The sequence below is a fragment of the Ruegeria sp. ABV4_181 genome (assembly GCF_056158465.1).
The window spans coordinates 2,101,588-2,116,562 of the sequence record NZ_JBSWTI010000002.1; the positions used below are offsets into that span (position 1 = coordinate 2,101,588).

Here is a 14,975-nt window from a genome sequence, read left to right on the forward strand (position 1 = left end):
CGGATCAGTCGCCCTGATTGCGGGCTTCCAGGCGTTCAAGATTGACAACGGTCGACAGCATAATGCGGTCATGGCTCCAATCCTCGGTCTGCCGAACGGATGCAGCGCCCAGCCCAAGCACCAGTGCAAAGACCAGCGTCAGACCCAGGAACATGAACGGCATCGTTGTCTGAACCGAGGGCGCATCCGCCAGGGCGATCACCCTTTGACGCAGCACGCGTTTTGCCTTGCCGCCAGTGACCAAAGCCACGTTCAGCACGCGCGGGCTGCCCCGCACAACGGTTCTGGCGCAATAGTCCAGCAGACAAGAGGTATAATCGCACGCGTCAATGCCCTTGCGCGCAACAACGGATTGATCACAGGCCAGTTCGCGCAGGCGGTCGAACTGGTATTTCAGGGCCAGATAGGCCGGATTCCAGAACAGCAGCGGGCGCAGCAACTCGAACCCAAGTTCCCATTCCACGTCCCCGGCACGCACATGCTGTAATTCATGTGCCAGTGCAAAACGCAGCTCTCGCGGGGTGTCCAGCAGATGGCTGGGCAACACGACATGACGCCGGCGCAGCCCGCGGACCGCGAAGGGAACCGCGATGCGGTCCGACAGGCGGATATCGACCCGCGCGGACCGGCGCCACAAAAAGCTGTTGTTCACCGTTTCGCGGATTGCCAGCCCGTCCCGGAGCGCGCGCAGGGCATAGACCAGCGCGGCCAGCGCCATCAGCACGAGGACAGCCGAAACAATCTGGTGCTCACCGCTGACGATCATCTCAACCCAGCGCTGGCGCGTGTTCAGCAACGCCTCGAACTGGGTGGCCGGCATAGCGATGTCCCCCCGTAGATAAGCGGCAACGGCAAGGTCGCCAATGGCAACCGGCCCGCCCGCGGAGGTATGAGAGGCAAGCCCGGAAACCCCCAGCGCCAACAGGGGGCTGAGGACAATGCACAGGCAGAGCGCCTTGAGCGCGCGCAACTGTGCCACAAATCCATGGCTGAGGGATGTTCTGGACAATACGCCCCGTGCCACCAGCCAGACAAACGCGGCCAGACCAAGGACAAGGTTGAATTCCAGAAACATATCGAGAACCGGTTTAACCGCTGTCATTTTGCAGTCTCCTCTCTACCAGTGCCCGAATTTCCTCCAGATCGGCTTCACTCAACCCGGCATCATCGACCAGACGCGCCACCAGCGAGGCTGGGGTATCGTCGAACAACGTGCGGGAAAGGTTTTGCAGCGACCGTGCCTGATACCTGTCCTTTTCCAGAAGCGGCCTGTAGATCAGCGTTTTGCCGTCCTTGCGACTTTCGACAAATCCTTTTTCGTCAGAAAATCCGCAGGATGGTTGCGCCGGACGTATAGGCCAGGTTGCGCTCTGGCGGCAGGCGATCAAGGACGTCACGGACCGAGCCCTGACCCAGAGCCCAGAGTTCGTTCATGAACTCAAGTTCCACTTCGGTCAGCAGTTTCGTCGTTTTTTTCTTACGCATCGGTCTTTGTGACGTCATCTTTTGTTATGCCTGACAGACAAGCATCCTTTCAGCTGTTTTCAAAGCTCAAACTTTCCAGAACACGAAAACGCCCCATCCGATGGACAGAAACAGCGGCGTCCAGACCGGCTGACCCACCAGCCCAAGCCAGGCCAGAAAGATATAGGCCGAGCCCAGAAGCGTGATGAACAGCCGGTCGCCCAACGTGGTGGTCAAGCCCAGCACACCGCGCCGTTCGATCCCGTCGCGGAATTTTGTGACCTCTAGCACGCCAATCAGGGCAATGGCCGAAAAGATACCGACAAACACGGCCAGAGTTGCGGGGGTCCAGGCCATCCAGAAATCAGGCCACAGCGGGTCTGTCCAGGAGAAGCCTTTTTCCTCTTGCTGGCCGACATTGCCCCATCCGGCCTGCTGCGCGAAGGCCGCTGAGGGGAGGAAAGGAAGGGCGAGAAGGAGTTTACGCATATCGAACCTCACACACGTCCCATCGCGAAACCGCGCGCGATGTAGTTGCGGACAAACCAGATGACGATGGCGCCGGGGATGATGGTCAATGTCCCGGCAGCCGCCAGCAGGCCGAGTTCGTATCCGGCGCTGGAGGCGGTGCGGGTCATCACAGCAGCGATGGGCTTGGCCTCGACCGCGGTCAGGGTCTTGGCCAGCAGCATCTCGACCCATGAGAACATGAAGCAGAAGAAAGCCGCGACGCCCACGCCCGCTTTGATGTTGGGCAGGAAGATCGTCACAAAGAAGCGCGGGAAGGAATAGCCATCGACATAGGCCGTTTCATCCAGCTCTTTCGGGATACCCCGCATGAAACCTTCGAGAATCCACACAGCCAGCGGCACATTGAACAGCGTATGCGCCAGCGCCACCGCCAGATAGGTGTCGAACAGGTGGATCGACGAATAGAGTTGGAAGAACGGCAATGCGAAGACCGCCGCCGGGGCCATCCGGTTGGTCAGCAGCCAGAAGAACAACTGCTTGTCCCCCAGAAACCGATAGCGCGAGAACGCATAGGCAGCGGGCAGGGCGACACAGACCGAAAGCACCGTGTTCATCGTCACATAGATGATCGAGTTGATGTAACCCCAATACCACGTCGGATCAGTGAAGATGGTGATGTAGTTCTCCAGCGTAAAGGTCTGGGGGAACAGGGAAAAGCCCGACAGGATCTCATTCGTGGTCTTGAAGGACATCGCCACCAGCCAATAGATCGGCAGCATCAGGAACGCGATATAGAGGATCGGGATGATGGACCGCTTGTTCATTGCGCGTCATCCTTTGTCATCAGAGTGTAGAAGACCCAGCTGACCAGCAGCGTGATGGCGAAGTAGATCAGGCTCATCGCGGCTGCAGGGCCAAGGTCGAACTGTCCTAGCGCGATCTTCACAAGGTCGATCGACAGCAGGGTGGTTGAGTTGCCGGGGCCGCCGCCGGTCAGAACGAAGGGCTCGGTATAGATGTTGAAGCTGTCCATAAAGCGCAGCAGAACGGCGATCGTCAGGACGGTCTTCATCTTGGGCAGCTGGATATACCGGAACACCGACCAGGGGCTCGCGCCGTCGATCTTGGCCGCCTGGTAATAGGCGTCCGGGATCGACACGAGGCCCGCATAGCACAGCAGAACAACCAGCGAAGTCCAGTGCCAGACATCCATGATGATGACGGTAATCCAGGCCGACAGTGGCTGTTGCGTCATGTCATAGTTGATGCCCAGCACGTCATTCAGGAAATATCCCATCAACCCGATCTTGGGCAGGGTGAAGATGTTCCACATTGAGCCGACCACGTTCCAAGGGATCAGCATCGGCAGGGCCATCAGCACCAGACAGACCGGCACCCAGAACCCTTTGCGGGGCATGGACAGCGCCACGATAATGCCCAGAGGCACCTCGATCAGCAGGATCAGGAAGGTGAACAGGAACTGACGACCCAGAGCGGCCTGAAACCGGTCAGACCGCAGAATTTGTTCGAACCAGCCCAACCCTTCCCAGAAGAACTGGTTGTTGCCGAAGGTTTCCTGCACCGAATAGTTGACCACCGTCATCATCGGCACCAGCGCATTGAAGGCGACCAGTGCGAGAACCGGCAGGACAAAGAACCATGCTTTTTGGTTTTCCGTTCTCATTGTACCCGCTCCTGAGTTGCGATCCAGCCGTCGCGGTAGACGCGGGATTGTTCGGGTTTGAATTGCAGAAATACGTGTGAGCCGGGGTTGGGAGCGTTGTGTTCAACTACGGCTTTCACAGGGGTATCGCCGACCATGGCGCTGACCACGTAGTGACGGCCAATGTCCGACACCTTGGTGACATGCGCGGGGATGCCGGTTTCGCCAAAGCTTATGTATTCCGGGCGAATGCCCAGATCGGTGCGGCCACCGTCACCGTGGGTCGGGCCTTCCAGCATCACCTCGTGGCCTTCGAACACAGCGCGGTCGCCTTTGGCCTCACAGGGCAAGACATTCATGCCGGGCGATCCGATGAAGTGGCCGACAAACGTGTGCTGCGGGCGTTCGAACAGTTCAACCGGGGTTCCGATCTGAACCACTTCGCCTTCCTGCATCACCACGACCTCATCGGCGAAGGTCAGCGCCTCGGTCTGGTCGTGTGTGACGTAGATCATCGTCGCCTTCACACGCTGGTGTAGCTCTTTCAGCTTGGACCGCAGCTTCCATTTCAGATGCGGGTCGATCACGGTCAGCGGTTCATCGAACATCACCGCATTCACATCGTCACGCACCAATCCGCGCCCCATCGAGATTTTCTGTTTGTTATCCGGGCTCAGGCCCGAGGCACGGGTGTTCAGCATGTCCGTGACGTCCAGCATCTCGGCAATTTCCGAAACACGGCGTTCGATAGTTGCTGCATCGACGCCCCGGTTCTTCAGCGGAAAGGCCAGGTTCTCGCCCACGGTCATCGTGTCGTAGATCACCGGGAACTGGAACACCTGCGCGATGTTGCGCTGATCGGGGGGCAGGGCGGTGACGTCGCGGTCGCCGAACAGGATCTGCCCCTCGGACGGCGTCAGCAGGCCCGAGATGATATTCAGCAGCGTGGACTTGCCACAGCCCGACGGACCCAGCAGCGCATAAGCTCCGCCGTCGCGCCATGTCACGTCGATTTCCTTCAGCGCGTAATCTTCCGGGCCTTTCGGCGTGGGCATGTAACTGTGTCGAAGGTTTGAAAGCTTGATCTGTGCCATGTCAGGCCACCCTTTGGCCGTCTTGGCCGAAATACCGGCAATGAGCCGGGTTCATGTAGAAACTGTGATCTTCGCCAACCTGATAGGGGTGCACGCCAGCGGCCAGCGACACCCAGGCGTCATCCCCATGCTGGAAATGCGCGCTGGAATCCGAGCCGGACAATTCGGTCACGATCACACGGCCGGTCAGTTCGACATCCGCGTCCGATGTGCGGAACGGCGTGACCCGGTGCGGGCGCACGGCGACCATGTAATCTCCGTCGGCCATGTCCGCGACCGTCCAGCCGCCGCCACCGGCCAATTGGGCTTGGGCACCCGAAACGGTGATACGCGCCACATTGATTGGCGGATCCGAAAACACCCGCGCAGCGGCGATGTTTTCAGGGTTGCGGTAAATGTCTGCGGTCGGGCCGAACTGGGTCACGCGACCATCTTCCATCAGGGCGGTATGTCCACCCAGCAGCAGCGCCTCTTCAGGTTCCGAGGTGGCATAAACCACGACGGCCCCACGGCCCGCGAACAGGTCCGGCAATTGCTCGCGCAGTTCTTCGCGCAGCTTGTAATCCAGGTTCGCCAGCGGTTCATCCAGGAACACAGCGCGGCTTTCCTTCGCGATGGCGCGTGCCAGCGCCGTGCGTTGTTGCTGTCCACCCGACAGCTCGTGCGGTCGGCGGTTCAGCATCGGGCGCAGTTGCAGCAGGTCGGCGGCCTCTTCCACGCGGCCCTCGACCTCGGACTGCGCCATGCCGGCCACGCGCAGCGGCGAGGCGATGTTGTCGAAAACGGTCATATGAGGGTAGTTCACGAAGAACTGGTGCACGAGGCTGATCTGACGCTTCTGCGTGTTCAGCCGGGTCACGTCCTGCCCGTCCATCAGGACCCTGCCCGAGGCGATCGGGTCCAGCCCGGCCATCATCTTGATCAATGAGGTCTTGCCCGATCCCGTCGCGCCCAGCAGCACGTTGAAGTGACCTGTGTGCAGGGTCAGGGTCGTGGGCTTGATATGAATGACATTGCCGACCCTTTTGGTGGCGTCTTTAAGTTCGATCATGTCCGTGGGTTCCGATCCCGCAGCGCATCGCGCTGCTTTGGTCTTGAGATGGGGGCGCCTGATGCGGCACCCCCGGGGTTTATTGGCTTACTGGGACTGCCAGCGCTGAACCAGTTCGTCATAGTTGACGGTTTGGCCCTGCGGCTTTTCGTTCTCCAGCTTGGCCTTGGGCGAGCCCGCTTTTTCCAGCCAGAAGTCCGGATCCTGCGGTTCGTTCAGACGCGGGCCACAGCCACCGTAGACACCGGCGCTTTCATCCGCGGCCTGCATGCGGGCCATGGTGATGTCCATCTCTTCTGCCAGACGGTCCATCGCCTCTTGCGGGGTGAAGGCGCCCGAGTTCACGTCACCGATCTGCTGCCACCAGATCTGGGCCAGCTTCGGATAGTCCGGGACGTTGATGCCGGTCGGCGACCATGCCACACGGTCAGGCGAGCGATAGAACTCGACCAGACCACCCAGCTTGGGTGCGCGCTCGGTGAAGCTCTCGTGGTTGACCGAGCTGTCGCGGATGAAAGTCAGACCCACATGGGACTTCTTCACATCGACAGTCTTGGAGGTCACGAACTGAGCATAGAGCCACGCTGCCTGAGCACGATCCGCGGGGGTCGACTTGAGGAAGGTCCAGGAACCCACGTCCTGATAACCAACCTTCTGGCCTTCTTCCCAATAGGGGCCGTGCGGGCTGGGCGCCATCCGCCACAGCGGCGTGCCGTCGTCATCCACGGTGTTGTTGCCTTCGGACTTCGGCTTCACCATGTCGGCAGTGAAGGCGGTGTACCAGAAGATCTGCTGGGCCACGTTGCCCTGGCTGAGCGCCGGCAGCGACTGGTAGAAGTCGTAAGACGCCGCACCCGGAGGCGCATAGGCACGCAGCCACTCATCCCATTTGCGGATCGCGTAGACCGCAGCCGGACCGTTGGCAGCACCACCGCGGGACACGGATGCACCAACAGGGTTACAGGTGCCCGCTTCCATGCGGATGCCCCATTCATCAACCGGAATGCCGTTCGGCTCGCCGACGTCACCGGCACCGGCCATTGACAGCCAAGCATCGGTCATGCGCCAACCAAGGTCAGGTGCGCGCTTGCCGTAGTCCATGTGGCCGTAGATCGCAACGCCGTCGACCTCTTTCACGTCGTTGGTGAAGAACTCGGCGATGTCCTCATAGGCCGACCAGTTGACCGGAACGCCCAAATCATAGCCGTACTTCTCTTTGAACGCGGCCTTGTTGGCCTCGTCATCGAACCAGTCCTTGCGGAACCAGTAGAGGTTGGCGAATTGCTGATCCGGCAGCTGATACAGCTTGCCGTCCGGGCCGGTGGTGAACTGGATACCCATGAAGTCATCCAGATCCAGCGTCGGCGAAGTTGTCGCCGCCCAGTCACCCGCCATCATGTCGGTCAGCGGATAAGCCTGTTGCAGACGCGAGTGGGTGCCGATCAGGTCACTGTCGTTGACATAGCCGTCATACAGGTTCCGGCTCGTTTGCAGTTGGGTCTGAACAGCCTGAACCACTTCGCCCTCACCAAGGATCTGGTGATTGACCTTGATTCCGGTAATCTCTTCGAACGCCTTGGTCAGAACCTCTGACTCGTAGGAGTGGGTCGGAATGCCTTCGGACAGGACGTTAATTTCCATGCCCGCGTAAGGTTGTGCAGCTTCGATGAACCACTTCATCTCGGCCATCTGTTCGTCTTTCGACAAGGTTGATGGCTGGAATTCGTCGTCGATCCAACGTTGTGCTGCGGCTTCGTCGGCCCAAACGGGACCGTGCCCCGCAATGACGGCAGCCGCCGCCACTGCGGAAAGTAGATGTCTCCGCATCTGTTTCCTCCCAAAAATTATGGCTATCCGGCGCAGACCGGATGGCGCACAGCATCAGCGATTTTTTGCATATGTGTCAAACTAATTTTTTAGTAAATAGGAGGAAAAAGGAGTAACTATCCGTTTTTAAATGATTTTCATCAGCGCAAGTGATCCGGCGGCTCAAGGTGGAACTTCGCGCAGTGGCCAGATGCGTTCCGATAACCTCTTCTTGCCAAGTTATTGATTCTTGGAAAGCTGTCTGGAAAATCGCGCGTATTGGCCTTGATACGATTTAAGATATTTCACTGCGCGAATTGGTGGTGACAGCGAGTGGTTTTGAATCAGGGAAATGGCAGCCCGTAGGGGAATCGAACCCCTCTTTCCAGGTTGAAAACCTGGCGTCCTAACCGATAGACGAACGGGCCATTTGGTCCAGTCAAGCACAAGTGGTAGCCCGTAGGGGAATCGAACCCCTCTTTCCAGGTTGAAAACCTGGCGTCCTAACCGATAGACGAACGGGCCACGCTGGCTTGTGGAGGGCCTTTTACGGATTACCTTCCCCCCCGCAAGCCGAAAAACGCAGCGCTGCGAAACTTTTTTGGCGGCTTCCGGACCGGGTTCAATTTGCCTGCGCGGCGTCCTCCAGACGCAGTTGAACGCTCTGTCGTCCGCCCCAGGTGTTCACCTCAAGCCGCCCCGCGAAATGGAACCGCGCGCCGCCATGATTGGACAGCTTGTCACCCATCGGACCATCAAAGGCACCGAAGGCGATTGCGTCCAGACCGGCGCCCACACCGTCGGACAGAGACAGCTTCAGATGGGTCTCCCCGACACGCTTGGCAAACCGGACCTGGAGATCGGGCAGGGCATAGCGCGGGGCAGGGGCGCTGGCACCGAAGGGGCCCGCTTTTTCAATCTGTTCGATCAGGTCAACCGTTGCCGCGCCGGGCATCAGGGTGCCGTCAAGCTTCAGGTCCGCCGGGCCGCCTTCGCCCGCGCCCTGTTTGGCCAGCAATTCGCTGAGCCGTTGCATGGCGGGCTCTAACTGGTCGCGCATCACGGTCAGGCCAGCCGCCATCTTGTGACCACCCCCTTTGACCAACAACCCCTCGGACGCCAGGCGCTGAATCGACGCCCCCAGATCGACGCCGGAAACCGACCGGCCCGAGCCTTTGCCCTCGTCCCCGTCAAAGCCGATGACGATCGCAGGCCGGTTGGCGGTTTCCTTGAGACGCGAGGCGACGATGCCCACGACGCCGGGATGCCAACCGTCCCCGGCTGCCCAGACCAGCGGCGTATCCAGACCCCGTTCCTCGGCCTGTTCCATCGCTGCGGCACGCACGGCGTTTTCGATATCGCGCCGCTCGGTATTCAAGGCGTCCAACCGCTGAGACAGGGCCTCGGCCTCGGTCATCGAATCTGTGCTGAGCAGCCGCGCGCCCAGATCGGCCTGACCGATGCGCCCGCCCGCATTCACCCGGGGACCAAGCAGGAAACCCAGGTGATAGCTGTTTGGCGCGGAATCCATCCGGGCCACATCGGACAAGGCGACAAGTCCCGGGCGTTGCCGCTGGGCCATGACCTTCAACCCCTGTCGCACCAGCGCCCGGTTCGCCCCGATCAGCGGCGCCACATCCGCAACGGTCGCCAGCGCCACCAGGTCCAGCATGCCGATCAGGTCCGGGCCTTTTTCCCCTTTCTCGCGCAGCTGACGTCCGGCTTCGACCAGCATCAAAAACACCACTCCGGCAGCGCAGAGATAGCCCAGCTCACCGCTTTCGTCCTGCCGGTTCGGATTCACCACGGCGGCGCAGTCGGGCAGGGTTTCACCGCCCAGATGGTGATCAAGAACGATCACATCCGCGCCCTTGGCGGACGCGATGGGTTCGTGGCTGAGTGTGCCGCAATCCACGCATATGATCAGGTCATGTTTCGCAGCCAGCTCCTGCATGGCCGGAGCGTTGGGGCCGTAACCCTCGTCGATCCGGTCGGGAACATAAAGCGTCGCCTGCAGGCCCATCTGGCGCAGCCAGACCAGCAGCAGAGCGGCCGAACTGCCGCCGTCGACGTCATAATCCGCAAACACCGCGATCCGTTGCCTGGCCCGAACCGCAGTAAGGAACCGGGTTGCGGCGGTTTTCATGTCTTTCATGGATCGCGGGTCGGGCAAAAGTTCCTTTAGCTTGGGGTCCAGAAATCCCGCAGCCTCCATCACAGGAATCCCCCTCCGGGCCAGAACCTGACAGACCGCGCGCGGCAGGCCGGCCTGCTGCACCAGCATTTCTGTCGCACGCTCCACATCAGCGGTGGGGCCAACCCAGCGCCGACCGGACAAAGATTGTTCAACCCCAAGAAAGCTCATGACCTGCCCCTGATGTGCCAAGTCCGGACCCTCTCGGACCCGGCCTTCTTACCTGTATGGATACCCTTGCGCAGGGCAGGGGTGCAAGCGGTTAGGCGTTGTCGTGGGACCACATCGGCGTGCGGTAGGACATGCGACGGACCGAGCCGGTCTTCGACCGCATCAGAAGGGTTGTTGTTTCCACCCAACCCGGTTCGCGCTTGATGCGCGGCAGCAGCGAACCGCCGGTCACGCCGGTCGCGGCAAAGATCACGTCGGCTGTCACCATCTCATCCCGCGCATAGACGCGGTCCAGATCAGAGATGCCGGCCTTGGCCGCGCGGCCACGTTCGTCGTCGTTGCGGAACAGCAGGCGGCCAAAAATCTGCCCGCCCATGCATTTCAGCGCAGCAGCGGCCAGAACGCCTTCGGGGGCGCCGCCCTGGCCCATATACATGTCGATGCCGGTCACTTCGCTTTCGGCGCAGTGCATGACGCCTGCCACGTCGCCGTCGGTGATCAGGCGGATCGAGGCGCCGGTCTCCCGCACTTCGGCGATCATCGCCTCGTGCCGGGGGCGTTCCAGAATGCAGACGGTGATATCCGCGGGTCCACAGCCCTTGGCCTTTGCCAGCGCTTCGACACGCTCCCGCGGGCTCATCTCCAATGTGACGACACCTTCGGGGAAACCGGGGCCGATGGCCAGCTTGTCCATGTAAACGTCCGGCGCGTGCAGCATCGACCCGCGCGGGCCCATCGCGATCACCGTCAGGGCGTTGGGCATGTCCTTGGCGGTCAGCGTCGTGCCCTCCAGCGGGTCCAGCGCGATATCCACGCCGGGGCCGTTTCCGGTGCCGACCTCTTCACCGATATACAGCATTGGCGCTTCGTCCCGCTCGCCTTCGCCGATGACGACCACACCCGCGATATCCAGCAGGTTCAGCTGTTCGCGCATGGCATTTACCGCCGCCTGGTCGGCAGCTTTTTCGTCGCCCCGCCCAACCAGCGAGGCCGAGGCCAGCGCAGCCTGTTCGGCGACACGCGCCAGGCCCAGAGACAGCAGGCGGTCGTTGAAGTCAATTTTGGCAGCACTCATTTTCGGTATCCTCGGGTAAGTACAGGCGTTTTATCCGGCATATCCTGCGTTTTAGGCAGGCCGCAAGGGTCAAACCTCTTCAATGCGCAGCGCGACGGGGTCCCCGGAGACGACATCGGTCGCGCGGAAACCTTCCAACGCAACGTCCAGCGTGGCCCGCGTGGTTCTGTGTGTGACGATCAGAACCGGTGCGGTGCTTTCGGAGTGTCCGTACTGGCGCATCCGGTCAATCGACACTCCGGCATCGCCCAGAATGGCGGCCACTTTGGCCAGCGCACCGGGTTTGTCATACAGCGCAAGACGCAGATAATAGGGGGCGGGCAGGCCGGTAATTGCCGGGATCGCGTCCTGCAATGTTGCCGCCGGGCGGCCGAAGGTCGGGATTTGCAATCCGCGCGCCAGATCGCAGACATCGCCCATCACGGCGCTGGCCGTCGGGCCTTCGCCCGCGCCCGGTCCACGTAGCACAACCTGCTCAACCGCGTCGCCTTCGATCACCACCATATTGGTGCCGCCCTCCAGCTGTCCCAGGGGCGAGCCGCTGGGGACCAGGCAGGGCTGCATTCGCTGCTCCAACCCGCGGGCGGTGCGCTGCGCAACACCCAGCAGTTTGATGCGATAGCCCATATCGGCGGCCTGATGGATGTCATCCAGACTGATCTGCTGAATACCCTCGATCTGAATTCCGTCGAAATTCGGTTTTGTTCCAAACGCGATCGAGGCCAACAGCGCCAGTTTATGCGCTGCGTCAATGCCCCCGACGTCCAGGTTCGGGTCGGCTTCAAGATAGCCCAGTTGCGCGCATTCCTCGAACAGCGCGTTATAGCCCAGCTCCTGCGATTGCATGCGGGTCAGGATATAGTTGCAAGTGCCGTTCATCACGCCCATGACGCGGGTGATCTCGTTGCCCGCCAAACCTTCGGTCAGGGACTTGATGACCGGAATTCCGCCCGCAACAGCGGCCTCGAACCGGATGACGCGTCCCGCGGCCTCGGCTTTTTCGGCCAGCTCCTGACCATGTACCGCCAGCAGGGCCTTGTTCGCGGTCACTACGTCCTTGCCGCTGGTCAGCGCGGCCTCGACCGAGGCTTTGGCCGGGCCGTTTTCGCCGCCCATGAGTTCGACGAAAACATCAATGTCATCGCGCTTTGCCAGGGCCACAGGGTCCGTTTCCCACGCGTAATCCGACAGGTTCACGCCACGGTCCTTGTCGGAATCCCGCGCGGCGACGGCGACGATTTCCACCGGTCTGCCAGTACGCGCCTGCAACAGATCGGCATGCCGGCGCACAATCCTGACGACACCCACACCAACCGTTCCCAAGCCCGCAATTCCCAGCCGCAGCGCCTGTGTCATTCCGTGGGTTCCTTTCCGCTCGAATTTCCCTGGTTTCGGACCTTTGCCCGTTCAGCGCTGCCTTAGCGGGTTCGGCGCAAGGGTGCAATGCGTCGTGGCTGTAAGTGGGTTGTTGAAAACGGATGGCTTCAGTTGATTTCCGCACGTTGAAGCCGGCGCGCTTTTTTCCGCAGCTCTTTGCGCCGCGCGATCAGGTCTTCTTCGATTTCGGCGGCCTCGCTTGCCGGGTTCACCGGCGGTCCCAAAGTTTCCTGCAGCGGGATGAGTCGCGGGTAGCGCGCAGATTGCACCTCTGGCAGTTCGCTGCTCTCCAGCTCCGGGAAGTCGGCGCATCCGGTGCAGACAAGCGCCAGGATCAGCAAAGGCAAAGGCTTCATGCGGAACCCTTTCAAGGTCGGTTGCAACCGTGATGCACCTTTTAACAGGCTGGTTCAAGCGGGGTTCTATATGAACAAACGTTCAGATACGGTGAAGGCATGGCACGTACTCAGGGTTCTCATTCCGACATCACCGGACCGCGCATTCGCGAAGCGGCTTTGGGATTGTTCGCTCGTCACGGTTATGCGGCGGTATCAATGCGTCAGATAGCGGGCGAGGTCGGCGTGCAAGCGGGTGCCCTGTACAACTATACCCCGGATAAGCAGAGCCTTCTGTACCGCCTGATGCATGACCACATGCAGGATCTGTTGTCAGCCTATGCCGAGTTGGAAAAACCAGCGGACGCAGCAGATGCGCTGCGCCGCTTCGTCGGGTTTCACATCCGCTTTCACCTTCAACGGCCGGATGAGGTGTTCATCGCCTACATGGAACTGCGTAACCTGACGCCCGAGAACTTTCTGGAAATCGAGGCGCTGCGCCGTACCTACGAAAACTCGCTTGAGGCGATCCTGCGCGACGGGCAGGGGGCCGGGCTGTTTGACATCGCAGACACCAAGATCGCGACGCTTGCGGTGATTGCCATGCTGAACGGGGTCATGACCTGGTACCGCGCGGGCGGACGCCTGTCGCTGGACGAGGTTGAACAGGTCTACTGGGATATGGTGCGCCGCGCCGTGTCAGCCTGACCCGCCCGTTGGGCGGGTCAGAAGGTTCAGTGCGCCGGGCGGATGAACGTGCCGTTCCGCAATTCCTGAAATGCCTGTTCCAGCTCGGCTCGCGTATTCATTACGATCGGGCCGTGCCACGCGACGGGTTCGTCAATCGGGGCACCAGAGATCAGTAGGAAGCGCACGCCGTCCGGCCCGGCCTGAACCGTAACCTCGTCACCCGTGCCAAAACGAACCAATGTCCGGTCGCCGGACATGTCCCGGATATTAACCTCCTGACCGGCAACCTCTTTTTCCAGAAGGATGCCCGTGGGTTGCGACGCGTCGGCAAAGGCGGCCTGGCCCTGAAATACATAGGCGAAAGCCCGGCGGTATGTATCAATGCGAAAGGTCTTTTTGACACCGGCGGGAATCTGTACATCCAGATATTGCGGATCGGCCGCAATTCCGTCGACCGGCCCGGTTTTTCCCCAGAACTCACCCACGATCACCCGTACAATTGTGCCGTCGTCGTCGGTGATCTCGGGAATGTCCTTGCTTTGGACGTCCTGATAGCGTGGCGCTGTCATCTTCTGATCCGAAGGAAGGTTGCCCCACAGCTGGAACCCGTGCATCTGGCCGGTCGTGTTTCCCTTGGGCATTTCCTGATGCAGAATCCCTGATCCGGCGGTCATCCACTGAACATCGCCGGCCCCCAGAGTTCCGCTGTTGCCGAGCGAATCCGAATGCTCCACCGTACCGGCCAGAACATATGTGATCGTTTCGATTCCCCGATGCGGGTGCCACGGAAAGCCTGCCTGATAATCCTGCGGCCGTTCGTTCCGAAAATCGTCGAACAGCAGGAACGGGTCCAGTTCCGAAGGGTCCTGAAACCCGAACGCGCGATGCAGCTTTACGCCCGCACCCTCCATCGTCGGAACAGCTTTTCGGGTTTCCAATGTTGGTCTTAGGGACATTGTGTCCTCCTGATGCTTTTGACCACATCTAACCTGTGCGCCTGTGGCGTCAATTTGCGCGAAAAAACGGAACATGTGCAAAAATCCGCGATAGATAGCCCTCTGTCTTTCCGGATGCAAAGCAGCTAAACCCAGTTGAAAAGAGCAGGGGACGGAAATGAACAAAGACATATTGGCCACAGTGAAAGCATCCCCGCCACGGCGTTGGTTGGGCGTCGGGATGCTGAGCATTGTCGGTGGATTGGTCCTGTACGTGGCGCTTGCACGACCGCCAGAGCCGCAGTGGCTGGTCTTTCTTCTGGCGGTTGGCGCCGCGGCCTTCTGGCTGGCGTATCGCATGTGGACCGCGACCCATGATTGGATCGAGTTGACTCAGACGGAACTCAGAACCGGGGCAGGGCGCGTAATCGCGAGGGTAGAGGATATACAGTCCGTGGACCGGGGCGTCTTTGCGTTCAAACCCTCAAACGGGTTTCTGTTAAAGACGCGGGACGGCGCGGAAAACAGCTGGGCACCGGGGCTGTGGTGGAGGCTTGGCCGCAGGATTGGCATTGGCGGCATGACGGCGCCAGCGGAAACCAAGTTCATGTCCGAAATTCTGTCGGCAATGATTGCCGACAGAGCCTAA

General features: G+C 60.5%; 14 protein-coding genes, 2 tRNA genes and 1 pseudogene. 2 read left to right on the top strand and 15 right to left on the bottom strand.

The annotated features are described in order from the left end of the window. Positions 1–4: 4 nt before the first annotated feature. The 14 genes and pseudogenes from ACXAC3_RS10375 to ACXAC3_RS10440 form a co-directional block, all read right to left on the bottom strand. On the bottom strand, positions 5–1,102 hold the full coding sequence (locus ACXAC3_RS10375; RefSeq protein WP_475159485.1) for a M56 family metallopeptidase: 1,098 nt from the start codon (positions 1,100–1,102) through the stop codon (positions 5–7). Beyond that, a pseudogene (locus ACXAC3_RS10380) lies at positions 1,089–1,485 on the bottom strand (BlaI/MecI/CopY family transcriptional regulator). The gene ACXAC3_RS10375 and the pseudogene ACXAC3_RS10380 overlap by 14 nt, the downstream one beginning before the upstream one ends. 66 nt (positions 1,486–1,551) lie before the next feature. Next, positions 1,552–1,953, bottom strand: a complete 402-nt coding sequence (locus ACXAC3_RS10385) for a DUF2160 domain-containing protein (protein WP_475159486.1) — start codon at positions 1,951–1,953, stop codon at positions 1,552–1,554. Positions 1,954–1,961: 8 nt separating this feature from the next. Next, complete coding sequence (locus ACXAC3_RS10390) at positions 1,962–2,759, bottom strand: carbohydrate ABC transporter permease (protein WP_475159488.1); 798 nt, start codon at positions 2,757–2,759, stop codon at positions 1,962–1,964. Beyond that, positions 2,756–3,619, bottom strand: coding sequence for a carbohydrate ABC transporter permease (locus tag ACXAC3_RS10395; RefSeq protein WP_475159489.1), 864 nt, complete (start codon positions 3,617–3,619; stop codon positions 2,756–2,758). Before ACXAC3_RS10395 ends, ACXAC3_RS10390 begins: the two co-directional genes overlap by 4 nt. Further along, entirely contained in the window at positions 3,616–4,692 is a 1,077-nt protein-coding gene (locus ACXAC3_RS10400; RefSeq protein WP_475159491.1) for an ABC transporter ATP-binding protein, read from the bottom strand. The genes ACXAC3_RS10395 and ACXAC3_RS10400 overlap by 4 nt, the downstream gene beginning before the upstream one ends. A 1-nt stretch (position 4,693) precedes the next feature. After that, on the bottom strand, positions 4,694–5,743 hold the full coding sequence (locus ACXAC3_RS10405) for an ABC transporter ATP-binding protein (protein ID WP_475159494.1): 1,050 nt from the start codon (positions 5,741–5,743) through the stop codon (positions 4,694–4,696). A gap of 87 nt (positions 5,744–5,830) precedes the next feature. After that, on the bottom strand, positions 5,831–7,570 hold the full coding sequence (locus tag ACXAC3_RS10410; protein WP_475159497.1) for an ABC transporter substrate-binding protein: 1,740 nt from the start codon (positions 7,568–7,570) through the stop codon (positions 5,831–5,833). Between the two features lie 332 nt (positions 7,571–7,902). Further along, a tRNA-Glu gene (locus ACXAC3_RS10415) sits at positions 7,903–7,977 on the bottom strand. Positions 7,978–7,999: 22 nt separating this feature from the next. Next, a tRNA-Glu gene (locus ACXAC3_RS10420) sits at positions 8,000–8,074 on the bottom strand. A 97-nt stretch (positions 8,075–8,171) separates the two neighbouring features. Beyond that, on the bottom strand, positions 8,172–9,914 hold the full coding sequence (gene recJ, locus ACXAC3_RS10425) for a single-stranded-DNA-specific exonuclease RecJ (RefSeq protein ID WP_475159501.1): 1,743 nt from the start codon (positions 9,912–9,914) through the stop codon (positions 8,172–8,174). A gap of 91 nt (positions 9,915–10,005) precedes the next feature. Further along, positions 10,006–10,989 carry a class II fructose-bisphosphatase gene (gene glpX, locus ACXAC3_RS10430; protein WP_475159505.1) on the bottom strand — a complete coding sequence of 328 codons (984 nt, stop codon included), beginning with the start codon at positions 10,987–10,989 and terminating at the stop codon, positions 10,006–10,008. 69 nt (positions 10,990–11,058) lie between these two features. After that, positions 11,059–12,345, bottom strand: coding sequence for a homoserine dehydrogenase (locus tag ACXAC3_RS10435; protein ID WP_475159509.1), 1,287 nt, complete (start codon positions 12,343–12,345; stop codon positions 11,059–11,061). Positions 12,346–12,473: 128 nt separating this feature from the next. Beyond that, complete coding sequence (locus ACXAC3_RS10440; RefSeq protein ID WP_475159512.1) at positions 12,474–12,707, bottom strand: hypothetical protein; 234 nt, start codon at positions 12,705–12,707, stop codon at positions 12,474–12,476. 114 nt (positions 12,708–12,821) lie between these two features. Between ACXAC3_RS10440 and ACXAC3_RS10445 the strand changes: the two genes are divergently transcribed. Further along, entirely contained in the window at positions 12,822–13,409 is a 588-nt protein-coding gene (locus ACXAC3_RS10445; protein ID WP_475159514.1) for a TetR/AcrR family transcriptional regulator, read from the top strand. Between the two features lie 26 nt (positions 13,410–13,435). On the opposite strand, the gene ACXAC3_RS10450 is transcribed toward ACXAC3_RS10445, so the two are convergent. Then, complete coding sequence (locus tag ACXAC3_RS10450) at positions 13,436–14,347, bottom strand: pirin family protein (protein ID WP_475159516.1); 912 nt, start codon at positions 14,345–14,347, stop codon at positions 13,436–13,438. A 157-nt stretch (positions 14,348–14,504) separates the two neighbouring features. On the opposite strand from ACXAC3_RS10450, the gene ACXAC3_RS10455 reads away from it, so the two are divergent. Further along, positions 14,505–14,975: a hypothetical protein gene (locus ACXAC3_RS10455; protein WP_475159518.1), complete on the top strand. Its 471-nt coding sequence runs from the start codon at positions 14,505–14,507 to the stop codon at positions 14,973–14,975.